The sequence below is a fragment of the Microbulbifer maximicatervae (SeqCode) genome (assembly GCF_052468095.1).
Genome location: NZ_CP174332.1, coordinates 488,589 through 514,330 on the forward strand (window position 1 = coordinate 488,589; position 25,742 = coordinate 514,330).

Sequence of the window (25,742 nt, forward strand, 5' to 3'; positions counted from 1 at the left end):
CTGCGGAATATGACAATTGCGAGCTGATTACTTGGTGAGAGCCGGGAAATTAGTTTCTAAAAAATGAAAAAAAGGCCGGAAAATCCGGCCTTTTAAAATTTATAAAGAATTAATATCTACGGCGTGGCTGCACAAATACTGTGGTAGTTCGGCCGGGCAGAGTAAAGGTGCCGCTGCTCCTATCAAATTTTACTTTGTGCAGGCGTGAGTCTACTGATCGGCGCTGACGTGGGTGCTTGAATAGGTACTCACCAATAAGGTTTTCGCTGGTAAATTCCAATGATTCGTCATCGCCATTAAACAGCACCACAATACGTTCAAAGCGGCGATCGATGTTGCCATTGGAATCGGATAACTCCATCACAATCAGCCCAGGAATCTGGTCGGGTCCGGTGTTGAGGAAATTAAGGTGTGCCTCTACGGACTCTGCATCAGACAAGCGGAACAGGGGAGAGCTGTTGCGAATCGCCAGTTGCTCGCGGAATAGAGCAGAACTCCACAAGCGGTGCCGGCGCTCGGGAGCCAGTTCCGGGTTTGCCAGTAAAGGTTGCATCAGGGACCAGTTATCTTCGTTTTTATCTGCGATAGGTAAACCCGCACCCCAATTATCGGTGGCGAGGCTGAAGTCCAGTGCATTAAACCAGTCACCGGAGTTGTAACTGTCGCGATCCATCGACTTTGAGCGCAGGAAATCCTGGCCTGCGTGGATAAACGGCACTCCCTGGGCGAACAGAACCAGGGAATTACTGAATGCCTGGATACGCACTCGTTCAGCCAAGTCGGCGCTGTCGCTGGCTTTGATCTGTACTCCGTCGAACAACGTCTCGTTGTCGTGGGCGGCAATATAATTAATGGATTCCTGCGGGTCGGCAGTATAGCCGGTGGGCTGGCCGTTATAGACCAGCTCGCTGCCGGTAATGATATTGCCGTTGGCATCTTCAAAAGGATAATCCGCCAGGTTGCCGGCGAGGGAAACGCGGACTTTATCTGCCAGGGTAAGCAGTGTGGCACGCTCATCTTCTCCCTCAAACTTACCGTTGCTGTCGGTGAACAGACCGGTACCAAAGCCCTGCTCCTCAAAGCCTCCGAAGGGGTTGCCACCACGCACGGAATCGCGCAGGCGATCGTTAAAGGTGCCGATACCGCTGCCGGCCATATTGCCCTGGCGGGCCTGTACAAAGCGAGCATCGTCAGCCACCTCGCCAAAATTCCAGCCCTCGCCGTACAGATAGATAGCGCTGCCATCGACACCATCGGCTGCCGGGGTCAGTGATTGCAGTGCCGCTTGCGCTTTGAGGATATTGTCGAGGCTGTGATGTCCCATCAGATCGAAACGGAAGCTGTCCACCTTATAGGCCCGGGCCCAGGTGACCAGGGAATCGATCATCAGCTTTTCCATCATGGCGTGCTCACTGGCGGTATTGGCGCAGCAGCTGCTCATTTCCACACCGCCTTCCAGATTGCGGCGGTGATAATAGCCGGGGACGATTTTATCGAGTACGGAGTTGTCGTATTGGCCATAGGAGCTGGTGTGGTTGTAAACCACGTCCATCACCAGTCGCAGGCCGGAGTGGGATAGCCCTTGCACCATTTGACGGAATTCGCGAATGCGCGCAGGTCCATCGGGAGCGCTGCTATAGCTGCCTTCGGGGACTGTGTAGTGCAATGGATCGTAGCCCCAGTTAAAGCCATCGGTATCGCGAACAGAATCCACCTGGGCCTGCTGCTCGCTGCTGTCCGATGCGTAGTCTGAGAGGTCCGGGGTTTGCTGCTGCTGGGTGCGATCTTCATTTACTGTGGCAAAGTCAAAGGCCGGCAGCAGGTGGATATGGGTGAGGCCGGCGCGGGCCAATTTATTGAGGTGGCGCATGCCGTCGCTGTGCTTGCGGGTGAAAGCCTTGAAGGTGCCGCGCTCTGCTTCGGGGACAGTTTGATCCGCAATACTGAAATCGCGCACATGCAGCTCGTAGATACTGATGTCTTCCGGCTGGGTTAACTTGGGCTTGCGCAGACGATCCCAACCGCGCGGCTTCAGGTCCCGGTCATTCAGGTTAATGATCTGGCTTTTGCCACTATTGATGGAGAGACTCAGGGAATAGGGGTCGGTGACCAGGTTGGTTTCAATCTGGCGGCTGAAGTAGGAGTACACCTCGACCTCATAGAGATAAAAACTGCGGTCCCACTGCTTGTCGATATCGGCACTCCAAACCCCGGTAGATTCATCGCGCAGCATGGATACCACCTGATCGGCGCTGTCGCTGCTGGAGTCTGTAAACAGGTGCAGTTTTACTGCCCGTGCGGTGGGAGCCCAAAGATCGAGCTGGATATTCTCCTCGCCGACACGGGCACCGAGTTCACCGTCGTAGTAAAAGCGATCATCGAGCGCGCCTGCCATCTGCACACCAGTCGCATCCAGTAACGTGCCCTCCGCATCGTAAGCGGCGAGGGCGAGTTGCTGGGTTACCAGATCACTAGTGGAAGCCTGCCCCGGCAATTGCCAGGCACTGAAACTGGCCAGGTGCGGGAATTTTTGTTGGGCGCTGTCGGGCAGGGTGGCGAGAGGGGTGAGATCGATGGTGCCATCGGAACGGATATCACCGTCCTCCAGTTTTAGCTCGGCGCTGTTGCTGTAGTGCAATTTAACCTCGATACCTTCCTGCACCTGGATATCCCAGGCAAAGCTGCTGGTATCCACCCAGTGAGCTTTATCGCTGCTCAGGTCACCCTTGGCGAAGCCATCACTGCTGACGGTGACTTCTTTACTATTCGAGTCAAAAGCAAAGTAGATTTCGTCGTAATCGGCAGCCACGGTAAAGCTGACGTTAGCTCCATTGTTTCCGTAGCTCTCCTCCCAGCCTTCGTGCAAGGCTACCTTGAATTCATAGGAACCGGCAGGCAGTGCTGAGGTGATAAAGGTGTAGGTGCCATCTCCATCGGCATCCTGCATCCAGCTGCGCAGGCAACTGGGTTGCCAGTTTCCCGGACACCCCAGCAGGGATTGGAAGTTGCCGGCTACAGCGGCGACCACGCTACTGTGGTTGTCGGTGATCCAGTGAGTCTCGTGGTCGTAGATAAATTTAACTTCGCGGGCCTCATCCAGGCTGAGGGAAATATTACCGCCGTCCCGCTGGCCGCCCCACCCATAATTTTCATCCCAGCTGTTGTTGAGAGCGGCTTTGTACTCCCAGTTGCCGGCGGGTATCCAAAAGCTGCCTTGCCATTTGTCGTCTTCGCTGTCATAGCTGAGCAGGGTGGCGACACAACCTGGTTGCCAGTCGCCATCGCAGCCCAGTTGGCTTTGTAGGTTGCCGGGAATATTGACCTCTGTGGGGTCTGGTGTGTCAGATGCCCACACCGGTATTTGGATGGAGCAGAAGACTGCCCCCAGAATCAGCCCGGCCTTTGTGCCGGGCCCTGTAAATTTTGTTGTTGGCATAGCGCTTCCCATTTTTTGTTGTACTTGTTGCGGTTCTCTCAGTTGGTATTGAATCGCAGTCACGCATTGACGGCCTCCCACCCCGAGGAGGTGGAGGTCTGGGGGAGGTGGTTGGGGGTGTCATAAAACCTTTATAGATTCGTCACTTGGTGGAAATACCCGCAGGAGAAGATGCTTCTCGAGTAAACACGATGGCGAAAGAAAAAGCCGGATCTATACTCAGCTGATCGGGTTATGGTGAGTCGAGAAAGGTGATGCACTCGCTGTAATCGGATTCGAAGGCCGGCTTTTGCCGGCTTTGCTTTTTATGGCGGGGCAATTACTAAGAGGCTTCCCGGGATTATCCTTGCTCCTATCCCCGGGTAGTGCTAATTTGCCCATAACCCGCCAGGTACTTTGGCGGAATCCAGAACTCAATGACTGCGGAGGATGATTGATGATTGTTGCAACCCTCCGTCGGGTCCAGTAGCAGCCTCCAGCTGCCCACGCCCGGCGATAGATTCCTAGACGTCGGGCTTTCCCTGAGAAAGCTCTGTTGGCCGCGCATGTGCGGTCGCTTGGTGCTTTATTGCGCCCAGAGGGTTTCAATCTTGAGTAAATCTCGCTTTACCCGCCGGTCTGTTAATAGATTCGGCACTAAATCCCCATCTATCAAAATTGAGCGGGAAGCTTCTCCGCTGCAAAAACTCGGTTGGAAGCCTTTTTTCCAACAGCAGCTGACGCTCGAAGAACTCGAGCAGTGTTTGCCGCTGCGGGTTATGGCTGTACACCGCAGTCGCCTGGAGTTGGCCGGCGAGCAGGGGGCTGTGTCCCTTCCGCTAACCGGGAGTCTTGTGGCTAATTTGCCCGCAGTGGGGGATTGGCTGTTGTTAGAGAAGAGCAGTGGATATTTCGTGCGTTTGTTGAGCCGCAGCAGCCAGTTTGAGCGCATGGCACCTGGGGGGCATCAGGTGCAGATGATCGCCGCCAATGTCGATAGTGTTTTTATTGTTTCCTCCCTGAATGATGACTTTAACCTCTCACGTATTGAGCGCTATTTGGCTCTGGCTCGGGAGTCTGGTTGCAGCCCACACCTGATACTGACTAAGACCGATCTGTGTGAAGATACAGCCCCTTTTCTTCAGGCATTGCGTCCATTCGGCGAATTACCCGCTGCAATGGTAAATAGCCTGGATCGAGAAAGCGTGGCACAGCTGCGCCAGTGGTGCTTACCTGGGGAAACTATCGCGCTGTTAGGTTCTTCTGGAGTGGGTAAATCCACTTTGCTAAATGCGCTGTCTGGCGAACCCCTGGCTGAGACTGGGACCATTCGCGAAGCCGATAGTAAAGGGCGTCACACTACACGGAAACGCTCTCTTCACTCCCTGAGTTGGGGAGCGCTGTTACTCGATAGCCCTGGAATGCGGGAGCTGGGGTTGGTGCATGTTGAAGATGGCGTGGCGGAGACTTTTTCTGATATTGAGGCCTTGTCCAGAGAGTGTCGCTTCTCTGACTGCCAGCACCAGTCAGAGCCAGGCTGTGCGGTACAAGAGGCAATAACGGGCGGTTCGTTGGATGATCGGCGCTTGCGCAATTGGCAAAAACTGCAACAGGAACTAAGCCGTAACGGTCAAACTCTCGCGCAGAAACGGGCAGGGGAGAGAGCGCTATCCCAGATGTATCGATCTGTGCAAAACCAGGCACGTAAACACAAATATTCAGAGGATTAATAGAACTGGCGCCCGGGAATTTTCCCGGGTGCTTCTCAATTAATGAGAGAGTTTTAACGTGACAACGCCTAAGATAATGAGCAAAACTCCCAGGTAGCGTCCAAGGCTGGTGGAGTCTCCAAAGAACAGCACTCCTACCGCAAAGGCTCCGGCGGCACCAATTCCTGTCCAGACCGCATAGGAAGTACCAATAGGTATCTCTCGCTGCGCCAGCCACAGAAGAAATCCACTGACCCCAATAAATACCACAGCCATAACCACACCCAGAAGGCGGGTGTTACTGCCCTGTGAAATTTTCAGTCCCAGCACCCAACCAATTTCGCATAGTCCGGCGAGTATTAAGTAGAACCAGGCCATGATATTCCTTTAAAGAGACTCGGCGATTTGCTTCTAGCGGAGAAATCAATGTTGACATGTCAGTAAACAAGTCTTTCCCGTATTAGAACAGATATAGTTGAGAATAGCTGAGATAGCTTTATTGAAAGTCAGGTGGATAGCTGTGCCTCGCTCCCATCCAGTAATTAATCTCAAAGTGCAGTCGGACCTGTTTGAGCTCTTAAAACGCAATCTATTAGTTACATTGCCAAGTGCATTGTTTCGGAGGAAGTTGGAGCATGCTAAATAAATAAAATCTTTACTGAGAGGGCTTTGCATTGTTTTCCAGATGAAATCAGGAAAACGATAAAACTGTGCGAAAGTCTATTTAAATCCGAGCCCAAACTTGCGCGAAATGAATTTTTCTATATTATTGTAATGATAATTATTATTATTTGGTGCTGGTTCAATACCCCTGTAAATTTAAAATAACTATCAGATAAAGTAATTAAAACTTATGTCAAATAGATTGCCACCTGAATGGGCAAAGCAAGATGCAATAATACTCACTTGGCCTCATGCGGATACTGATTGGAGACCGATACTAAGCGAAGTAGAAGCGGTTTATGTTTCTATTTGCGAAGCTATAACTGCTCGACAAAAACTGGTAGTCGTTTGTCATGATGAGGTTTTAAAAAAACATATTAGCCAGCTATTACATGTGGCTAATGTAATAATTCAAAATATTCAGTTTGTTGTTGTTGCCACAAATGATAGTTGGGCGAGAGATCATGGCCCAATTTCAGTAGTGAACAGCCAAGGACAAGTTGTTGCTCTCGATTTTACGTTTAATGGATGGGGAAGCAAATACCCGGCTGATTTAGACAATCAGATTAACCAGGAAATGTTTAAGCAATTGGGTATCTGTAATTGGCGGAAAATTGACGTCGTTCTTGAAGGTGGAGCAATAGATATTGATGAAAAGGGCAACCTTTTAACGACTGAGCGCTGTCTGCTAAATAAAAATCGTAACCACCGCATGACAAGAGCGGATATCGAGGGACTGCTAAAAACTGAGTTAGGTGCAAAGAATATTCTATGGCTGGATCATGGCGCATTAGAGGGCGATGATACAGATAGTCATATCGACACTCTTGCACGGTTCGCACCTGGCCAAACTATTGTCTATCAGGGCTGTAATGAAAGTGGTTATCGTTTTTTTGATGAACTTGAGAAAATGAAGCAGAGTTTAGTACAAATGCGCTCGCTTGATGGGAAACCATTTAATTTGCTGGAATTACCATGGCCTAGCGGACAAGCAAATGCAAGTGGCGAGCGTTTACCTGCCACTTATGCCAACTTTCTAATTATCAATGATGCGGTACTAGCTCCTGTATATGATGTTGAAGAAGATACTGAGGCGTTACAAACTCTCCAGATGGCATTTCCGGAGCATCAGATAGTTGCGGTTAATTGCCGGCCCATTATCGAACAGTTCGGTAGTTTGCATTGTTTAACTATGCAGCTGCCGAAAAACCTCTTGGCTAATTAGGCGTTAAAAAAAATTTTTTGCATCTAATCTAAAATTAAACAATCTAGCGAATTTATTAATGAGTAACATAGTTAAAGTGGCACTTGTTCAGCAAGATAACACTGTTGATTGCCAACAAAATATTGATAGGTCAACTCAGGGAATACGTGCCGCAGCGAGTGAAGGTGCTGATTTGGTAGTGCTGCAGGAGTTGCATCGTAGTCTGTATTTTTGTCAGTCAGAAGATGTGAGTTTATTCGATTTAGCTGAGACGATCCCTGGACCCAGTACGGATTATTTTGGAAGGCTTGCAAAAGAACTCGGCGTGGTCATAGTGACCTCTTTATTTGAAAAGCGTGCTGCAGGTATTTATCACAATACTGCAGTGGTATTGGATAAAAATGGCTCTATTGCCGGAAAGTATCGAAAAATGCATATTCCGGACGATCCGGGATTTTACGAAAAATTTTATTTCACGCCTGGTGATTTGGGCTTTGAAGTTATAGATACGAGTATTGGCAAGTTGGGCATATTGGTTTGTTGGGATCAATGGTTTCCTGAAGCTGCCCGACTGATGGCAATGGCTGGAGCAGAATTACTGATTTACCCAACCGCAATTGGATGGGACCCGCGCGATGATGCGGCTGAGCAGCAACGGCAACTTGAAGCCTGGAAAATTGTACAAAGGTCCCACGCGGTAGCGAATGGCGTACCAGTTATTAGTTGTAATCGTGTGGGCCATGAAAGTGATTCCAGTGGAAGTTCTGCCGGCATTGATTTCTGGGGTAATAGCTTTATCTGTGGTCCACAGGGCGAGCTACTTGCCTGTGCAAGTGAAAGTGATGGTGAGATACTAATTGCGAATATAGATATGGAGAAAAGTGAACAAGTACGTCGTATTTGGCCATACTTGCGAGATAGACGTGTCGATCATTACCAAGACTTAACGAAAATTTACCGTGATTAAGAGTTGATAGTTTGGGTCTGCCAGATTTCCTAGAAATTAGCAGACCCAATTTACTAAATGGCTAGTGGTTCGCGACACTGCTGAAGTTGTTGAATTAGGTATCTATCTCTAGCTAGTGTTTCTTTACAGTCATCACCAAACCATTCCAGTGAAGCTTCAATGTTGCGGACTCTCTTGTCTGGATGTTGACTAATATGACTTACGAATTCCTGATAGTTAACAGCGCCATCAAACAGCGGGACAATACCTTCCCGCGAGCCAGAAGCAGAATATACATTAGCAGGCGAGAACACATTCAGGAATTCTGCAGAACTTACATTTTTTAAGTGGATATGATTAATATTATCTTTTAAAGCCTCAAAAGCTGGGATCACTTCAGTTTTTGATTCCCAGACATGGAGTACGTCAAAATTGATTTGAAGGTTGTCACAAGCAACGCTCTGTAATAAATGCTTTGTTGCTGGGACGGAATCCGCATATGTATTGGGATGTGTTTCAATAATCAAGTTGAGATCATGTCGGGACATCCATTGACAGACCTTGCGCAACGTCTTTGTTAATCGTGCAAAGCCATGCTCAGATGTGTTTGCGCTTGCCTCGGAGCCGGCAAAAGTCCTAATTTTCTTAGCACCCCAATGTTTTGCTAAGTAACATAAATGTTCTACTTGTTTATGTAACTCAGCTTCAGTGGCATATAGTGCTAAATAATCACTTAACATCGTGATTTTTAGGCCGTAGTCCGCCAACCAATCTTTATTATATTCTGGTTGAGAGGCGAGGTTTTTTGCGTGAGTTCCCCACAATTCAATACCCTGAAAATGATTATGCTTCGCCCACTTTGCCAAATGATCAATTGAAACCAGTTGATGGCGAAAAGAGATTGTACAGATAGATAAAATCATATGCACACCTCATTGGAACGTTCTTTGTTAGTAATAGCTACATGGTTTTGCCATTGTTGAAATAATGTATGTAGCTGACCTTTGATTTTAAATTCTCGCTGATCTTGTTGATCCAGTAGCTGCATGATTTCTGTTTTAATATCTGTCGATGATTCGGATGGATAGTTTCCTTCAGTAGCGTAATTCGCGATTTTCATAGAACGAAATTGAATCTGCTTATAAGTGGAAACTAACTCTTCAATAATGTCGCACCATGTTTCAAATTCATCAAAATCCAAATTTAGCTGCAACATAAAATATGCTAAGCCATGTTCGTAGGCATACTTTCGAATAGCCAATACGGGAAGCTGAGTGAGAGCACGGCTTAAATTAGAGGGGCTTAGCTGACTTTCAGGAGCCAAATGTGCCTTGACAATTTTTCGCACAGCATCCGTCATCGGATTATTGTTTAAGTTCAAACAGGTAGTAAAATAGTCATGGATTGCCTGATTGGAGCTTGGTTTAATTTGGCTGCTATCAAAGATATAACCGCCAGCAACAGCATCCGACTCAATTGCGTGTAATACTTGTTTTTTATTTTGCTCTCCTTCCCAGCGAAAATCAGGATCCCACATAAATAACATTTCTGGATTTTGGCTATTTTCCAGCATTACGTAGTGAGGGAATGGATTCTGGTTAAACTTATTTTCGCGTTCTGGCAACCTATACATATCTAGCATTACCATTATGTTCTGACTGGCAGATTTATTGTCTAGTAATGTTAGTAAGGTGTTAATATTGTCGCTTTTGGATAAGCCTTGGTTGTACCAGGACTTTACCTCGACACCATAAATTTTCTCGAACCAGTTTCGAAAGAAGTCATGGTTCAAATTCTCAGCGTGATAGTTGATACAATAATCATTATCAACTACAACATCGGCGTCCCATACACCAAAATAAAATGGTCTATGGTCAACATGATCATTTGCTTTGATACACTCGCATAGACAACTCACAAAACAATGTACTTTAATATCCTCAAACTCTTCTGTCTGCTCTTCAGCTTGTTCTGCTGGAGCTATTTCGACTCCTGATTTCTCTTGAGGATCGGTATGTTTGGGAGAAGCGCCATTCTCGCTCTTATAGTTAACCCGGCCTAATATAAACTCACTAAAGCTATCGACTGTATCAAAATCCTTCAAGTTCAAGGCTTCATCGGGTATATCAATTCCCAGCTTTAATTCCAAGCTAATAAGTACTTGCAGGATCAGTACGGAATCAAGGTATAAATCTTCATTTAGCTTGGAGTGAAGCTGAACATCTTCTATATGTGTTAGATTCAACTCATTAGTAAGTATGCTCTGAATCGAATCTACTATTTCAGTCTTTTGCATAATTAATATATTGTTTGTTTGCTCAATAGATAGCCCCTACTTACTAGTTGGCTCTTTCAGCTTGTTTTCCTTCACTACTTTTATTTGTTCTGGTTAGTATGTTCTGTTGATAGTTCAGCGCAATCTGCTTACGGTTCACTTTACTGTTAGCCATTCGCATTATCTCATCGACCGGCTGTAATATTTGCGGTACTTGAAATAGTGCTAAGTGTTGACTGCACCATTGGCGTAGTTCGGAGGGGTCTATTGCTGGGGAAGCGACATACTGTAGGCAAACTCGTTGGCCCGCAAATTGATCATCTATCTTAAATACCACTACATCATTAACTTGCGGGTGTTCAAGTATGATATCTTCTACTTCTGCAGGATATACATTTAGCCCTGATACGATGATTGTGTCATCCATTCGTGCAAGAAAATGCAGCCGACCATTTTCACTCAAATAGCCGACATCCTGTGTTTTAACAGTTTTAATTCCTGATGCAGTTTTTACATAAGCAACTATCTCTTGCTGTTTATTGTCGAGATTACCACAGGTAATTTCGACATGAGGTAATGGCTTTCCTTGATCGTTAGCAGCAGATAAATCCTGTCCTATACTAATACAGCCCGCTTCAGAGCATCCATACTGTTGATATAAGTTTTCTACACGTGCCTGAATCTGCTCAAATACCTGTTGTGGCATAGTGGAACCTGAAGTCATAGCAGCAAATAGTTTGCTATTGGCCGGCCATAAACGTAATAATCCCTGCAACATTACCGGAGAAGAATACAAAAGCGGACGCTGACAACTCTGCAGCTTCTTGATAAGGTATTTAGGATTGATATTGCTAATTATCAGTGGTGACTGACCCCGATTCAGAGCAACCATTACGCCACAAATTAATCCATATGAATGGGTAACGGGACAAGCGACAACTGGAGTCATGCTGTCCGGGTCGCTGAAAGCCTGGCAATAACTCTTTACCTCAATATCAATATCCGCCCAGCTTCGCAATATGCATTTTGGCTCACCTGTGGTGCCGGAGCTCATTTGAATAATACCTGCTTCAGATTTATTCAAATTAGTTGCCGGTAGCTCAATTAATCCTGCTAAGTCACCATAAATCAGCAATTCGCAGCCAGCTTTTTCTGCCATACGCTTTGCAGTATCCTTTGGAACACTGGGGTGGATAGGCATGGCAGATATTTTCTTTGACTTTAAGTAATAACATAGAGTCAACCAAATAAAATTATCTTCAACACATACCGCAACAGCGTTACTCTCATTAATAGTATTTATTGAGACATAGGACTGCTGTTGCTCGTTAAAGTCTTCTTTACTATAAAACTTATCATTTATTGTAAGCATAGGATTTTCCTGGTACTGCTGGCACTGATATTGATGTCTTGGAGGTTTCCTTTTGGGTATCATGTAAAGCAGCGTCTGCTAACGGATTTCTTATGTGATGATGAAATTCTGTTTCACGATTCCCGCGAAATTTCTTATCCAATAGTGATTCGGTTTTAATTTCCGGTTGGAATAAATCGATTTGGGCTATGCGCTTTTGATCAGTTAAGTTTGATTGCTGATATTTTCTAAAGCTGTGATAAACTGATTTCCAGAATTCACTTTCTGGAAATTGGTAGTAATCTTCAAGTAATACGGCCAAGTCAGATAAATTAAAAACCAATAAGGTATCTACTAAAAGTTCGCGCAAAGCTTCGACACTTTCCATCCAATAATATTGGTTTGGCCCGCCAAAACTATATTCTTCCTCGAAGTCAGTAAAAGTAGGCGCTAATTCCGGTTGTGCTAAGTAATTGTGAACGTACTCCATGCTTTCATGAAAATCGCGCACTATAACTTTTTCAGGCCAACCATCTTTATGTTGCAATAAGATATTTTGCCCGTGCGCCTCAATTGCAATACCGTGATGAACTAGTAAGTGCCATATGGGAATAATCACCTTTTCGAGCAGGTTCTCCAGCCAACTATGACAACCATATTCGGCAATCCAGGGCTCGATAAAAGGGCTGCCATCTTGTTCTATTATACTTAGGGCTACAAAAGGTATTACAGTTTTCTCATCACAGTATGAGTGCAGGCTCTGTCGAAAAATTACACCCAATTGACCATCGAGATTCTCAATCCATTCCTGATGTTCAGTGCCATCATTTGTAGGCCTTATTCCGGCGTACTCCGCCAGCAAAATCATATTTTGCTTCAGGTAGTTATCCGACTCCAGAATTTGTATTAACCAGTTTGATATAGCAGGTGCAGTACAAATGGTGTGACTTTCTATAGTGCGTAGTGAAGAAGTATTAATTATATTCAGAGGTAGTTTTATATTAGCTTTTTCAGGATGGCTAATATTTAATAATGTACGAATAGAAATGCTGGCTTGATATTGATCGCCAGCCTCTCCAAGGTAAAATACTTGTCCATCAGCAATAGCGGGCTCAAGTTTATCTTTTAAAAACTTCCACTGCCATGGATGGATAGGCATCAATGAAAATGCAGTACTATCGGAAGTTAGATTTTTAATTTGTGTATTTAACTGCTGGTAACATTGTTCACCAAGCTCAGTTTCCCAAAATATTTTTTCAGTTACAGAGTTAAATCGACGCTTCAAATAGCATCGTCTAATCGCCAACCAATGTAGTTGAAAATTATTGCCAAACTCTGGACCATAAAGTTTATGATCAAGCTCACTAAACCCAGTTCGTGCCTTGAAGCATGGATGATAAGGGTGCCCTTCATCAATTGCAGACTCTAACTGGGTATATGTTAATTCACGACGGCTTATATGGCGGTTTAAATGCTTATTGTTCCACTGGCAAAGTTTAACAGTTTGTTCGAGCTCAATCGCTAGCTTTTTCTTTACTGCTACAGAAGCAGGCAAGTCCTCAATGAGGGCATTTAGTGTTATTGGTTGCCAATCAATACTTTGAGATTTATCTTTTATCCATTGTGCCTGAAATTTTGTATCTACATGCATTTCATCTCTTTGAGAAAAAAACATTTCTTCTGCATTGATTCTAATTCGACTAAAACCAGAAATTCTTCCTGAGGCACGATAAAAAGATCTTCCTAATGTAAAATAGAAAAAACCATCATGATAAGAGTAATCACAAAGATGCTCGAACAACAATGCTTCCAAGAGCTGGCGAATCACTCTTTTTTCTTCAGCTAAGTGGCTGTCAGAATTTTTATAAGGAGAGATTTCTAAGTCTTGTTGAGATAAATGCTGCTGTGGGTTAACTGTGAGCAAGAGTCACCTCGTTAACTTGCTTATGGGTAGTCAAGCTTTCTTGATGCAGGTCGAAGAAAGGATTTCGTATATTAGTGTAAACAGCTAATTCTTTTTCCGCTTCCAGCTCATCAACATCTTCAACGCGAGTTAGAAGGTTTCCCTTGCAGGGAATACTAGAATTATTAAATAATCTATCTGTAAAGTTTTTGCCGACGCTTGTCAGTACCCTAGAATTTAGAAAATTAAGCTTGCTGTAACTTAATTGTAATAGTTTATTCTCATCAATAAGGTCATCTTGTCCCATACGGCCAATAATTGAGAATAACTGATTGACAAAAAGATAGTATCCAAACCGGTCTGCAATCATATTGTCAGGATAAAATAAGTCAGGATTATTCCTCAACTCAGGTACAGCTTCGAGCAACTTATCCTGCATTTTTTCTGACAAGTAGAAACCTTGATTGTCTCGGTAGTAGTATCTAATTGGACAGTCATCATAAATAGTTAATAGAGAATTTTGTTGATGAGCTTCTAAACCAATACCCTGACTATCGTAAAGTCTAATTGTTGGTTCAATTGCACATTGCCAATAACAATTAAACCATTTTAACGCTGCTTCCTCTACGCTAATGCCCTGCTTGGAAGCCAAGCTTAAAACTTGCTGCGCTAATTTAGACTGAGTTCCGGATAAGATAGGGTCTTGTACCAATGCAGCGATTGAAACTGTGGGTAGTTCTAGACTGTTTGTATCTCTACTGAATGGATTTTGCCGTATAATAGTTTCAAAGCCTGTTTCCTGCATATTAGGTAATTTAACAGTAATAAAGGCAGGATCTTCAATTAAAACAAACTGTGGAAATTTTTGCTTGAAGTTGCTTAATGAGAACAACTTTCCAACATTTAATCCCGGATCTAATTCGTGAGCCATATTTTTTCTTAGCGAATTAGTTATTTTTACAGGGATCGAGAGCTTAATCATATAATTCAGCTCACTGCAGTACAAAGTGCGGACAGAAGAAGTGGGCGTAAACATCTTACCCATAAGACCTAAGTCGACAATTAATCCGTCACGTTGTAAATGCTGAACATAGTCCTGGTGTAACAGCCACTGTGCTTGTAGGGGATGTACAGGTATTAGTTGTTTATCGATATCAATATCGATATCGGCCCCTAATATATTATTGATAATTTCCTCAACGCTCTCGTCGAGTAAAGAATCTTGCTCCAGAAGATCTTTTGACACGGCAAAAAAGTGTAATTGAAATTTAGATTTCAATTCCGGCGTATACTTTTCATGTTGCCAAGAGTGAATGCCTTGGCGTGACTTGGGTGTTGGATGAAGCCAATGTCCAAATAACAGAGACTGTTCAGAACAAATATAATCGGAGCTATTAAGTGTAGGATCATCTAGTCGCTTAGTAAGATAATCCTGCATGATTTGAAGACTTTCTAAAGTGCGATTTAATAGTTCTATTTTGTTGGCTGGAGTATTTGGCTTATTGTTTTGGTTATTATCTTTTGCATAAATGTTATCTATTAACATCATAATCGCAGAAGTAAAATCTATGGGTTGCCAATTCCATTGATTTGCTAATTTGCGATAGCTTTTAGTAAATACATGTCGGCCGACAATTGAACGATAAGAAGCCTCTAAAGCAAGTGTAACTCCAGTTCCGTTCAAATAAAGTTCTAGTGCATAACCATTTTCTTCTTCAAGGGCCACACCAGTTTGTAATTGCCAATCAGAGCTTGTATGCCAAACACCGGGGTCAACTTCTCTTATATATGCATTAGCAAATGCTTGAAAAGAAGCCTTTTCCGCCAGCTCTTTTGCGGTGAATGGCATGACGATATTCTCCTGGAGATACTAAGTAAAAGAACTTACCCAGATGATAATGATACACATTCTCACCAGCAAGTAAGTTTACAATTGTTACTATTGTTTTAGAGCTGTATCTCACTTGGCGTTACTTAGACTGAAGTTTGATTTACTTTCAGCTTCGTAGGCCTGTATTGGTAGCAAAAATAGGCGGCCAACAAAAAGGTGCACCATTCTGCTAATGGCAGTGCAACAATAAATGATAAATCACTTATTGCTGCTGGTAATAAGTGCCAGCTGGGCAACATATAATAAAAGGCAATCAAAAATACGGCGGGGAATAATAAGCTGCGGTTAATAGCAACTAAAGCTGAAGGTTTTGGTTTGTGTATTGCTGTTAAGTAACAGGTTAAGACGATGTTAGTCCCATTAATTAAAAATAGTGGAAGCAACAATGGCAGCAATTGCATGCTGACTCGGGATATTTCCTGATCTTGTTCATTGGTAAACCAACTCAGAACAGTTTCTGGCCAAAAAACGAGCAGCGCAACGATTATGATACCCAGGCAGATGGTACTTAATATTGCAATTGACAAAAAAGATTTCACTCTAGTTAAGTGCCGAGCGCCAAAATTTTGACTGACAACGATATGAAGTGCATCAGCTAAACCATAACTAAGCATGACACTTAAGAAAATGAAGTAATTGACCAGAGTAAATGCCGCTACACCATCTACGCCTAGTCGCATTATCATTAAAGTATTTAGAATGAAAAAAATAATACCAACAGATATCTCGTTTATAAACTCTGATATACCGTTATAAGCTGAGTTAAGAAGTAGTTTCCAGTTTCTTTGTTGTAATTCGAACTTAAGTGTTCTTTTCTTGCTAAAAAAATAACGGCTCAATACTAAAAATTGTATAACTTGTGCTATTGCAGTTGCATAAGCAGCCCCAGCTAATCCGAATTCCAAGTACACGATAAACCAGGCATCGAGAATAATATTGAGAACAGCGCCGATTACTAATGCACATGTGGCTAATATCGGATGGCCATCAGCACGTACAAAATAATACAGCACCATTGTGGTTAACTGTAAAATGAACACCCAGCGAATGACGTCGAAATATTCCCTTGCTAATACAGCAACCTGGGCTGAAATATTGAGTATTTCAAAAAGTAAATCGTTGAAGGCTAAGCTGCCCAGCGCTAACAGAGTGTTAATAACCACAGCGGCAATAAGGGATTGGCTGAAGATGGCGTTTGCTGTTTTCGGATCTTTCTCACCTATGGCTTTACCTACGCTCACAGCCCCGCCTATTGCCAGCATGATGGCAATAGCTATCAACAAGGTGAAGTACGGGATCATTAGAGTGATTGCAGCGAGAGCGTCTGTACCTATGGTGTTGCCGACAAAAAAGCCATCAATCAGGTTGGCGCTTGTTATTGCAACTAAGCCGACTATTGAAGGTAGTACATAGTAAAAAAAAGTCTTGACGATACGACCGGAAAGCGCTGGATTTTGGGCTGACATTAAAGTGTCTCAAATCATGAGAAAATAGGTTCTGAGGCAGTATTATATATTCCACTTGTTGCAAATGATAGTGATTATCATTAATATCGGTGAATTTAGGTTGATACATAAAGCTGCATCGTGAAGTTTTGATGTTCTAAATGTGAACAGATTTGTGTTATAGCCAATGCAATATTGTGTTGGGCACTAAGCATGCTAGTGGCGTGTCCCGGGCAATGGTTGTACAGGAAGTGCGCAGCAGTATTGATGTTTTGCAGTGCTAAATGTCCTGGTAAGTCATATGTGTATCCATTGAAAATAGTTTAGAAAATGTACTATTAAAATTACTGTCAGACGTCAAAAGTAAGAGCTATGTGTAGGTTCCAGTCGGGTTCCCCCATATTAAGGTCGTCGGTGGGCGAGAGTATTTTTGCGCTATGAATAATTTTGGATTCAAAAAATTCAAGTTTTAATTTGGTTGTGGATAAGAGGCTGTTGTGGCAACTGCGCATATTTTAATATTGGAAAGTGATACTAAAATAAGCAGACAATTGAGCGGCACTTTGCAAAAACAAGGATTTAATGTCACTCAATGTCAAGATGTTAGTGAAGGGTTGATGGTAATGCCCGCAGACTATTTTGATCTTATTTTAGTTAATGCGTTTTTGCCCACCAATGATGATTTATCACCTTTACAGGCTATACGTAGCTGGGGGCAAACGCCTGTAATTGTTCTCTCTTCAATTAATACAACGGCAAAAAGGATAGAGAGCTTTCGGCAGGGGGCTGATGATTTTATATCCAAACCGATTGATTCCACCGAGGTAGTGCTGCGTGTAAACGCAATACTGCGTAGAACTCACAAGGGGGAAAGTAACATTGAGGGTGAGATTGATATCGATCATTTAAGGTTATTAAAATCAAAGCAGCAGGTTTTTTATAGGGGAGATAATTTAGCGTTTACACCTATTCAGTTTCGACTACTTTGGATACTCGCTGAGAACCGATTCAAGGTAGTTAGTAAGCAATTTTTATATCGTGCGGTACTCAACAGGCAATTTTCCCGTTATGATCGAAGCCTTGAGATGCATCTTAGTCGTATCAGGAAAAAGTTTATTGAAGTTGGTATATCGGCTGACCGCTTTGCTACGATTCATGGCAAAGGGTATAGATTTTCATAATAAAAGACTAGCTTAAGTTAAACGGTAAATTTAGGTGTACTAAGTATCGGTTTAGGCATTATTCAAGTATTTTCTCCTTTCTAAAATTCTAATCAGGCTTGTTTAACATTAGCAAGCTTAAAGCTGTCTTTGAGTTCAAAATGTTTTAATTATTGACGGTTTTTATTAGCTGTTATGCTGTCGTAACAATTGTAAAAGTGGTTTTTTTCGGGCATAAAAGCAATTAACATCTTTGATAATGATTATCATTACCAAAGATGTTAATTGCTGAATACATCTTTTCGCTTGAAAGTTGGCTCGGCATAAAGTGAATTAATTAAGAAGTGGGGATATGAGCACTATTAATAAAGTTGAGGCTGAGCATGATAGCCAATTTTTAGCTTTTTCAACGGTAATTCACATTGACAGCGAGAGGATGATTAGGCGTTTATGTAAGCACTTCGCTCATAAAGTTAATGCCCACTGGAGCAGCGAGTGCGGCCATATTGAATTTGATATGGGTTTCTGTGATATGAACGGAAGTGGAGATCAATTGGATTTGCGTTGTGGTGCTAACTCTGATGCGGAGTTAAAAGAGGTCATAGATTGCATCGATTCCCACTTCTTACGATTTGCGAAAGGTGTGGAATGTTCACTTCAATGGAATCTAATGAATTCTTAATGGTAAAAAGATGTTAGAGAAAGATAAACTAGAGAGTGAAGTTAATACTCAGTGGAATATAGCTGAGGCAGGTAATATTTATGGTGTGAACCAGTGGGGCAATGGTTATTTCGATATAGATTCACAGGGTAATGTTGTCATAAAAAATCCTAGTGATGATGGGGCAGACGCTGTTCCCTTGATGCAAATTGTAGAGGGTATGCGGGACCGCGATTTACACATGCCTGTTTTACTGCGTGTCGAGAATATTCTTGATAAAAGTATTAGCTCACTTAATGAAACTTTCCGTCAGATAATCGAAAAACTGGATTACCAGAATAAATACCAAGGTGTTTATCCAATTAAAGTAAACCAGCAGGCCCAAATTGTCGATGAAGTAGCTCAATTTGGTTCTCGCTATCAACATGGATTTGAAGTTGGTAGTAAAGCCGAAATGATTGCAGCTTTATCCACCATCGAAGAACTTGATAGCCTAATTATTTGTAATGGCTATAAGGACCAAGAATTTATAGAATTGGGGTTAGAGGCAACAAAACTTGGATTGAAATGTATCTTTGTTATTGAAACCTTAACCGAACTGCCGATTATTGTAGAGCGAAGTCAAGCGTTAGATATTTTCCCTCATATTGGCGTGCGCGTTAAAATGACGACTCAAGTGAGTGGGCATTGGAGTGCTACCAGTGGTGAGAGAAGTGTATTCGGACTGTCATCAAGCCAACTTATACATGTGGTTGATTACTTAAAAGAGCATCAAATGCTCAATTGCCTTGAGTTACTACATTGCCATTTGGGCTCTCAGATTCCGAATATCCGTGATATCCGCGGTGGTGTACTAGAAGCCTGTCGCTATTACTCCGATTTATGTAAAGAGGGCGCGGCATTAAAGTATATTGATTTAGGTGGTGGTTTAGCAGTTGACTACACCGGTAGACAGTCAAGTACCGGGCAAAGCCGCAATTATTCACTTGAGGAATACTGCGAAGATATTATTGATACAATTAAGAGTACATTAGATAGCAAGAACTTACCCCACCCGATAATTGTTACGGAGTCTGGTCGTGCTACTGTAGCCTACACATCAATTTTGCTCTTTAATATCCTTGATGTTGTAAGTTTCGACTCAGAAGAGCTAAAAGAAGCTGAGGAAGATGAGCATCAATTGCTTCAAAATATGCGTGAAATTCTGACTTATTTGAAGCCTCAAAGATTGCAAGAGTGCTTCAATGATGCGCAGTTTTATCGGGACGAAGTTCGCGAACTATTTAAGCGTGGCCAAATAGATCTTCGTGTTCGTTCTGTATCAGAGACAATTTATTATAATGTTTTGCATCGTATAAAAGAGACTCTTTCAGAAATGGAGCGAATACCCGAAGATCTGGAAGGCTTGGCAGATTCATTAGCTGATATCTATTATGGTAATTTTAGTTTATTTCAGTCTTTACCTGATAGCTGGGCTATTGATCAGTTATTTCCTGTTATGCCTATTCATCGACTAAATGAGACTCCAAGTCGGCGTGCTATCTTGGCCGACATTACCTGTGATTGTGATGGAAAAATTGAGAGATTCGTGGTCAACCAGGAAGTCGAAAGAACCTTACCTCTGCATTCAATAAAGCACGGCGAGGAGTATTACCTCGGTGTTTTCCTAGTGGGCGCTTATCAGGAAACTCTAGGTGATCTGCATAATTTATTTGGTGATACGAATGTTGTCAGTGTGAGACTGAATTCAGATGCCAGCTTTGAGTTTGTGAAAGAGGTTCATGGGGATACTATTGAGGATGTTTTAAGTTATGTCGAGTATCAGCCGCATGAAGTAAAGACGCGTTTTCGTAATAAGGTTGAAGCGGCTGTTCGCAGTGGGCGTATTAGCGCTCGTGAACGTCAGCAAATAATTAAGACCTTCAATGCAAGTATGCAAGGTTATACCTATTATGAAAGAGATTAGAATAGAGCAGAAAACAGTGAGAGGCATGACCTGTTTAAATCTTTATCTGTATATATGAAGGCTTAAATCTAAGTATGTCGACCATGCCAGATCTTCGATCTGGCTAAAATATTTAAGCCCTGCTCTGTGAAGCTAGCTCCTGACCACGTTAATAAATTCTTTGTTTTTATATGGTTATGCTGTTAGCACCTATCCTGATTTATTGTTTTAGGTTTATATTGGTTACTTTAGTGCCAGCTAATTTCCTGTGGTGATAGTATATACAATTATATAGAATCTATTCTTCTTTATGGCTAGTGTAGAACTCTGAATATACTTACTTTTATACTTTAGTGTGCTTGTACTCGAAAGATAACCTCTCTGTAAAAATTGTTAAGAGTTTTGATCTTTCTTGTTTCTTTGTCTGATTGTTACTTGCATTTTTTATTGCGTAAAAAGTAACGAGAATTAAAATGTTAAATTTTACGCCATTTAGTAAGGAAGCTAGGGTTAGCTAATATTCATAAGGATCATGAATATGATTTTCTGATATTATCTGGTCACAACATAAGATATTCTATCTTTTAAAGAATAGGGATGTGGACTTGAGGATCATAAATAAGATCACTTTGGGTTATATTGCACTGGCTCTGCTTCCGATCAGTTTTTCACATAGCAGTGAAACTCAGATTGAAACTATCGTTGTGACTGCGGGTAGATATGAACAGGATATTTCACAGCGGGTGGAGAGTATTTCTGTTGTAAATAATGATGTACTCAGAAAAAGTGGTAATACCCATATTCAACAAAGCCTGGTGAGTGTACCTGGAGCAAACCTAGCAAGAGGGAATGGACAGGAATACCTGCCAGCCCTACGTTCCCCGGTACTGACTGGTGCGGGAGCCTGTGGTGGTTTGTTGACAGCAGAGGATGGGATTCCACTGAGAGCAAATGGATTTTGTAATATCAATGAGTTATTTGAATCCTTCAGCGAGACAGCTCGGCATGTCGAAGTTGTTAGAGGGCCTGCTGGTACCCTCTATGGCTCTAATGCAATGCATGGATTGATCAATGTTATCAGCCGCGATCCTGTAGAAGGAAAGAATGGATCTCTCAACACTGAAGCGGGGCCCCACGATTACTATCGACTGGGTGTATCAGCAGATCATCGCCTCAGTAGTGAAGGTGATGTGATCAGTGCCGATTTGTATTTGATGACTGATGGAGGATATAGGGATCAGTCAGGACTGGACCAGCAAAAGGCTAGCATCCAGTATACCCACCAGGTCGGTGATAGCAGAGTTCGAACTCGTCTAGTAGCGACAAGCTTAAATCAGGAGACGGCTGGTTACCTCGAGGGTGACGGAGTTTACCGCAATCGTCGATCGAATCGTACCAACCCTAATCCAGAGGCGTTTCGAGATGCCAATTCTCTCAGATTTTACTCTCTGATTGATATACCTGTGAATCAAACTAGTCAACTACATTTGGCTCCTTACCTCCGTAAAACTGACATGCGTTTTCTGCAGCATTATTTACCGGGGCAACCAATGGAGGAAAATGGCCAGGAGAGTGTTGGGATAAGAAGCGGTTATTATCTGGAGCTGGGTGAAAAGCTTAATCTGCTAACCGGTATTGATACTGAATTAAGTAAAGGATATCTCCTGGAAGCCCAAGAGAGTGTTACCGAGGGCTCTGAATTTCTGCAGGCAACCATACCAATGGGAAAGCACTACGATTATGAAGTCGTAGCTTGGAATGTCGCCCCCTATGCATCGGCAACCTGGAAGGTTAATGATCAATTAGAAATCACTGGGGGAGTCAGAATTGAATCTGCACACTATGACTACGACAATCAAATGCTTTCCGGGCGCACAGATGAAAATGGATTACCCTGTGACTTTGGAGGCTGTCGGTTTAGTCGGCCAAATGACCGAAAAGATAGTTTTAACAATATATCCCCCAAGTTGGGAGCGCTATTATGGTTAAGTAATGAACTACAACTCTTTACTCAATTGGCCCAGGGTTATCGTGTACCCCAAGCGACAGAGTTATATCGATTACAGCGAGAGCAGACGGTAGCAGAGCTGGATCCAGAGGAAATTAATAGCTTTGAAGTAGGGCTGAGGAAAATAGGCGACTCTTTGTCATATGAGTGGGTGGCTTATACGATGAAAAAGGAGAATGTAATATTCCGTGATGCCGACTATTTTAACCAGTCCAATGGCAAAACCCGGCACTGGGGAGTTGAGTTGGCTGTAGATTATGAATTCACTGAAAGCTTACGGCTAGAGGTGAGTACCAGCTATGCAGAGCATCGCTATGCAGAGCATCGCTATGCAGATCAAAGGGAGTTGCAAGGTGTAGAACTGGATGGAAAGCTTGTAGATTCTGCGCCAAAGACCTTTGGTAGCTATCGACTTCACTGGTCCCCGAATTCTTTGGTATCAGCGGAGCTTGAATGGTTACATCAGGGTAGCTATTTTACAGATCCTCAAAATGCTTATCGGTATCCAGGACATGACTTACTGAACCTCCATTTGGCCTGGCAGTGGAAACAATATGAAATTTCTACTCGAATACTGAATATTACCGATAAAGCCTATGCTGAGCGCGCGGATTACAGTAGTTTTAGTGGTAGCCGCTATTTCCCCGGAGAGCCTCGCTCAATTTACTTCGGAATTAATTTTGATTGGTAATGTAGAAAGGGCTTGCTTTTAATTTTCAGGTTTCATTTGAGCATCACGAATCAAAGCTGCCATCCGATAAAAACCATGAGCCATTTTGGTGTAGGGCGTAAGTAAAAAAAATGCGAGAACTGCACCCAAGTGTAAATCCAATAGTAGGGGTAGTGCAGCTGTTCCCCCCAGGGCAAATAGTAATAGACCGCTGAGAGCGATAAATAACAGTAGGCCAACAAACCCCATCTCCCCGCTCCAAACCCTTGCTGAGCCAAGTTCTGGATCAGCCTTGAGCTTTAGCTGAATAAGCTTGCTACACCCCACTAATATGAGTAATCCACCGGGGATACCAAGTAATTTGGGTACAGAAAAAATCGAGTATGGCCCTGGCATGTTCAGAAAGTAATACATTACTGTGCCCGAACAGGTGGCTGCAAAGCACAATAAAAAGCCGTATAGAACAGCTTGGTGTGCGTATCGTCGCTGGTTGCTGAATCGGTCTTCCTCTTCGAAGTTACATCCATCTCCGTGGCCCCCGGATAGATTCTTTAGTTTTCCTGCTGAAATTAATGCACTTCTAAATTGACCCCAGGTAATTTTTTCCCCGCCGACTTTCCTCCAGTAGCGACGTAAACTTATCCCCAGGCTAAACAGCGGATAAAGAAAGGCCGGTAAAAAAATACTGGTCATAGTGGCGTGAGAAACAATTGCGTAGAAGCCCTCACCACCACTGGGTTTCAATACTCTTATTACATAAAAGATGATGGCAAATCCGATGATAGTAGCCAGGGCGATCAGACTGCCGCGTTTTTGGAACATTCTAGCAATACCTCCCGGCCAGGCAAAAGTTTCCCAGCTTTTCTGTCGCGCTTCGGCCATGACTTGGGGAATATTAATATTGAATTCGTGGGGATCGGTATACTGGCAGGCGTAGTAACAACCTCGGCAGTTGTGGCAGAGATTGGCCAACTGGGTGATGGTTCCCTCTGAGAAAGAGCGGTGTAGTTGAAGTGCTGGAAAAACGGCGCAGTAGCCCTCGCAATAGCGACAGGCATTACAGATTTCTGCTTGCCGCCGTGCCTCTTCCAAATTATCCATTTGCATAGTTAGCGGCTTCCCTTCCAGCAATACGCCCAAAAACGGTGCCGATCATCATACCCAACCCAGCCAAATATCCCTGACTAAGGATTGACCCGGCCATGGTTTCCCCTGCAGCCCACAAGTTTTTTACCGGCCCTGTGGCAGTGCTGCACTGGGCATTCTCATCAATCTTGAGCGCCAGATAAGTGAAGGTAACCCCGGTGCGCAAGCTATAGCAGTAAAATGGTGGCTCGCTGATGGGGCGGGCCCAATTAGTTTTTTCTGGTGTCAGGCCGGTAGTGGCGACACTATCCAGCTCGGTGGGGTGAAAAGCGTCACTACTGCCACAAGCAGCATTGAAGGTTGCTATGGTATCGATCAGTTTTTCAGAGGGTAAACCGGTTTTTTCCGCGAGTTCCTCCAAGGTATTCGCCTCGGTAGGAGGGAATGCTGACGGCATAAACATTTTTAAAGACTTGGAGTCGATAATTGCAAAAGCCACCTGGTCTGGCTGTTGTGCGACAAGGCGGCCCCAGATGGCATAGCGTTTGGGCCAAATATCTTCTCCCTCGTCATAAAAGCGCTGGGCATCCTTGTTAACGACGATGGAAAAGGGGACACAATCCAGGCGGGTTACTATGCCCCCATCAAACTTCGGCGCTCGCCCGTCAATTGCCACTGCATGGCACTGGGTGGGATCTCCGACGGACTGCACGCCTTGCTCCAGTAAATCTTCCAAGACCACACCCCGGTTATAAGGTGTTCCGCGTATCAGGAAATTTTCAGCAGCTGGGCCCCAGGCTTTTTCCAACCACTCAAGATTGGCTTCGAATCCGCCGGAGGCTGCTACAACTGACCTGGGTTCAATTTGGTATTGCTGTCCCTCGTAAACATAGTCGACACGAGTAATATGATTGCCCTCTAGCTGCAGGTGCTTAACGTGTGCCCGATACAGCACATCAACACCTAATTTGCCTGCAGTTCGGTAATAGGCGTTAACCAGGGACTTACCGCCGCCAAGGAAAAAAGCATTTGTGCGCGTGAGGGATAGTGTGCCGGACAGAGGCGGCTGGAAATGAACGCCGTGCTTTTGCATCCAGGGAAGCGCTTTTTCTGATGAGCGTATAACCAGCCGAGCTAACTGCTCATTGGTTTTACCCCCGGTAACTTTTAGCAGGTCTTCATAGTACTCGTCTTCACTGTAATCACCTTCCAGTGGACCCAGGGGGCCTCGGTGCATACAGCGTATATCCCTGGTGTGGCGGGAATTGCCGCCTCGATAGGGCTTGGGGGCAGTTTCCAGGATAATCACCTTGGCCCCAAGTTCGGCAGCAGTTATAGCTGCGCACAGAGCGGCATTGCCACCCCCAATTACGGCGAGGTCGTAGTGAGTGTTCACCGATAGAAAACCCT

The 25,742-nt window shown here is 43.8% G+C and carries 17 protein-coding genes; 7 read left to right on the forward strand and 10 right to left on the reverse strand.

Annotated features, from left to right (window positions below):
• Positions 1–109: 109 nt before the first annotated feature.
• The gene (pulA, locus tag ACJJIL_RS02130; protein WP_445361098.1) at positions 110–3,436 is read right to left on the reverse strand and encodes a pullulanase-type alpha-1,6-glucosidase; all 3,327 of its coding nucleotides are present in this window, start codon (positions 3,434–3,436) and stop codon (positions 110–112) included.
• A 590-nt stretch (positions 3,437–4,026) separates the two neighbouring features.
• Here pulA and rsgA point away from each other — a divergent pair.
• Positions 4,027–5,145 (forward strand): ribosome small subunit-dependent GTPase A, encoded by a 1,119-nt coding sequence (gene rsgA / locus ACJJIL_RS02135; RefSeq protein ID WP_445361099.1) that lies wholly within the window; start codon positions 4,027–4,029, stop codon positions 5,143–5,145.
• A 39-nt stretch (positions 5,146–5,184) separates the two neighbouring features.
• On the opposite strand, the gene ACJJIL_RS02140 is transcribed toward rsgA, so the two are convergent.
• Positions 5,185–5,502: a DMT family transporter gene (locus ACJJIL_RS02140; protein WP_108734565.1), complete on the reverse strand. Its 318-nt coding sequence runs from the start codon at positions 5,500–5,502 to the stop codon at positions 5,185–5,187.
• 475 nt (positions 5,503–5,977) lie between these two features.
• Here ACJJIL_RS02140 and ACJJIL_RS02145 point away from each other — a divergent pair, with 475 nt between their 5' ends.
• Together ACJJIL_RS02145 and ACJJIL_RS02150 are read left to right on the forward strand one after the other, a co-directional pair.
• A complete protein-coding gene (locus ACJJIL_RS02145; RefSeq protein ID WP_445361100.1) occupies positions 5,978–7,012 on the forward strand; it encodes an agmatine deiminase family protein in 1,035 nt (344 codons plus the stop codon).
• Between the two features lie 58 nt (positions 7,013–7,070).
• On the forward strand, positions 7,071–7,958 hold the full coding sequence (locus ACJJIL_RS02150) for a carbon-nitrogen hydrolase (RefSeq protein WP_413663377.1): 888 nt from the start codon (positions 7,071–7,073) through the stop codon (positions 7,956–7,958).
• A 53-nt stretch (positions 7,959–8,011) separates the two neighbouring features.
• On the opposite strand, the gene ACJJIL_RS02155 is transcribed toward ACJJIL_RS02150, so the two are convergent.
• From ACJJIL_RS02155 to ACJJIL_RS02180, 6 genes are all read right to left on the reverse strand, one after another.
• Positions 8,012–8,860 carry a sugar phosphate isomerase/epimerase family protein gene (locus ACJJIL_RS02155; protein WP_444911554.1) on the reverse strand — a complete coding sequence of 283 codons (849 nt, stop codon included), beginning with the start codon at positions 8,858–8,860 and terminating at the stop codon, positions 8,012–8,014.
• Positions 8,857–10,233, reverse strand: coding sequence for a DUF6005 family protein (locus tag ACJJIL_RS02160; RefSeq protein ID WP_413663375.1), 1,377 nt, complete (start codon positions 10,231–10,233; stop codon positions 8,857–8,859). Before ACJJIL_RS02160 ends, ACJJIL_RS02155 begins: the two co-directional genes overlap by 4 nt.
• Before the next feature lie 43 nt (positions 10,234–10,276).
• Positions 10,277–11,584: an AMP-binding protein gene (locus ACJJIL_RS02165; protein WP_444911553.1), complete on the reverse strand. Its 1,308-nt coding sequence runs from the start codon at positions 11,582–11,584 to the stop codon at positions 10,277–10,279.
• On the reverse strand, positions 11,568–13,487 hold the full coding sequence (locus ACJJIL_RS02170) for an IucA/IucC family protein (RefSeq protein WP_444911552.1): 1,920 nt from the start codon (positions 13,485–13,487) through the stop codon (positions 11,568–11,570). The genes ACJJIL_RS02165 and ACJJIL_RS02170 overlap by 17 nt, the downstream gene beginning before the upstream one ends.
• Complete coding sequence (locus ACJJIL_RS02175; RefSeq protein WP_444911551.1) at positions 13,474–15,315, reverse strand: IucA/IucC family protein; 1,842 nt, start codon at positions 15,313–15,315, stop codon at positions 13,474–13,476. Before ACJJIL_RS02175 ends, ACJJIL_RS02170 begins: the two co-directional genes overlap by 14 nt.
• Positions 15,316–15,440: 125 nt before the next feature.
• Positions 15,441–16,823: an MATE family efflux transporter gene (locus ACJJIL_RS02180; protein WP_444911550.1), complete on the reverse strand. Its 1,383-nt coding sequence runs from the start codon at positions 16,821–16,823 to the stop codon at positions 15,441–15,443.
• A 476-nt stretch (positions 16,824–17,299) separates the two neighbouring features.
• Between ACJJIL_RS02180 and ACJJIL_RS02185 the strand changes: the two genes are divergently transcribed.
• The 4 genes from ACJJIL_RS02185 to ACJJIL_RS02200 all read left to right on the forward strand — a co-directional run bounded on the left by ACJJIL_RS02185 (position 17,300) and on the right by ACJJIL_RS02200 (position 23,267).
• Positions 17,300–17,983: a response regulator transcription factor gene (locus tag ACJJIL_RS02185; protein ID WP_413663370.1), complete on the forward strand. Its 684-nt coding sequence runs from the start codon at positions 17,300–17,302 to the stop codon at positions 17,981–17,983.
• A gap of 331 nt (positions 17,984–18,314) precedes the next feature.
• The gene (locus ACJJIL_RS02190; RefSeq protein ID WP_413663369.1) at positions 18,315–18,644 is read left to right on the forward strand and encodes a DUF2218 domain-containing protein; all 330 of its coding nucleotides are present in this window, start codon (positions 18,315–18,317) and stop codon (positions 18,642–18,644) included.
• A 10-nt stretch (positions 18,645–18,654) separates the two neighbouring features.
• On the forward strand, positions 18,655–20,589 hold the full coding sequence (gene speA, locus ACJJIL_RS02195) for a biosynthetic arginine decarboxylase (protein WP_444911549.1): 1,935 nt from the start codon (positions 18,655–18,657) through the stop codon (positions 20,587–20,589).
• 584 nt (positions 20,590–21,173) lie between these two features.
• Positions 21,174–23,267: a TonB-dependent receptor gene (locus ACJJIL_RS02200; protein ID WP_445361101.1), complete on the forward strand. Its 2,094-nt coding sequence runs from the start codon at positions 21,174–21,176 to the stop codon at positions 23,265–23,267.
• An 18-nt stretch (positions 23,268–23,285) separates the two neighbouring features.
• Here the strand turns inward: ACJJIL_RS02200 and tcuB are convergent, their stop codons facing one another.
• The gene (gene tcuB / locus ACJJIL_RS02205) at positions 23,286–24,353 is read right to left on the reverse strand and encodes a tricarballylate utilization 4Fe-4S protein TcuB (RefSeq protein WP_444925948.1); all 1,068 of its coding nucleotides are present in this window, start codon (positions 24,351–24,353) and stop codon (positions 23,286–23,288) included.
• Positions 24,340–25,728 (reverse strand): FAD-dependent tricarballylate dehydrogenase TcuA, encoded by a 1,389-nt coding sequence (gene tcuA, locus ACJJIL_RS02210; protein ID WP_444934208.1) that lies wholly within the window; start codon positions 25,726–25,728, stop codon positions 24,340–24,342. Before tcuA ends, tcuB begins: the two co-directional genes overlap by 14 nt.
• Between the last annotated feature and the right edge of the window lie 14 nt (positions 25,729–25,742).

Bases quoted from the DNA above. Each gene is read 5' to 3' on its own strand.
- pulA (WP_445361098.1), bottom strand. From the start codon at position 3,436: ATGCCAACAACAAAATTTACAGGGCCCGGCACAAAGGCCGGGCTGATT.
- ACJJIL_RS02140 (WP_108734565.1), bottom strand. From the start codon at position 5,502: ATGGCCTGGTTCTACTTAATACTCGCCGGACTATGCGAAATTGGTTGG.
- ACJJIL_RS02145 (WP_445361100.1), top strand. From the start codon at position 5,978: ATGTCAAATAGATTGCCACCTGAATGGGCAAAGCAAGATGCAATAATA.
- ACJJIL_RS02150 (WP_413663377.1), top strand. From the start codon at position 7,071: ATGAGTAACATAGTTAAAGTGGCACTTGTTCAGCAAGATAACACTGTT.
- ACJJIL_RS02155 (WP_444911554.1), bottom strand. From the start codon at position 8,860: ATGATTTTATCTATCTGTACAATCTCTTTTCGCCATCAACTGGTTTCA.
- ACJJIL_RS02160 (WP_413663375.1), bottom strand. From the start codon at position 10,233: ATGCAAAAGACTGAAATAGTAGATTCGATTCAGAGCATACTTACTAAT.
- ACJJIL_RS02165 (WP_444911553.1), bottom strand. From the start codon at position 11,584: ATGCTTACAATAAATGATAAGTTTTATAGTAAAGAAGACTTTAACGAG.
- ACJJIL_RS02175 (WP_444911551.1), bottom strand. From the start codon at position 15,315: ATGCCATTCACCGCAAAAGAGCTGGCGGAAAAGGCTTCTTTTCAAGCA.
- ACJJIL_RS02180 (WP_444911550.1), bottom strand. From the start codon at position 16,823: ATGTCAGCCCAAAATCCAGCGCTTTCCGGTCGTATCGTCAAGACTTTT.
- ACJJIL_RS02190 (WP_413663369.1), top strand. From the start codon at position 18,315: ATGAGCACTATTAATAAAGTTGAGGCTGAGCATGATAGCCAATTTTTA.
- speA (WP_444911549.1), top strand. From the start codon at position 18,655: ATGTTAGAGAAAGATAAACTAGAGAGTGAAGTTAATACTCAGTGGAAT.
- tcuB (WP_444925948.1), bottom strand. From the start codon at position 24,353: ATGCAAATGGATAATTTGGAAGAGGCACGGCGGCAAGCAGAAATCTGT.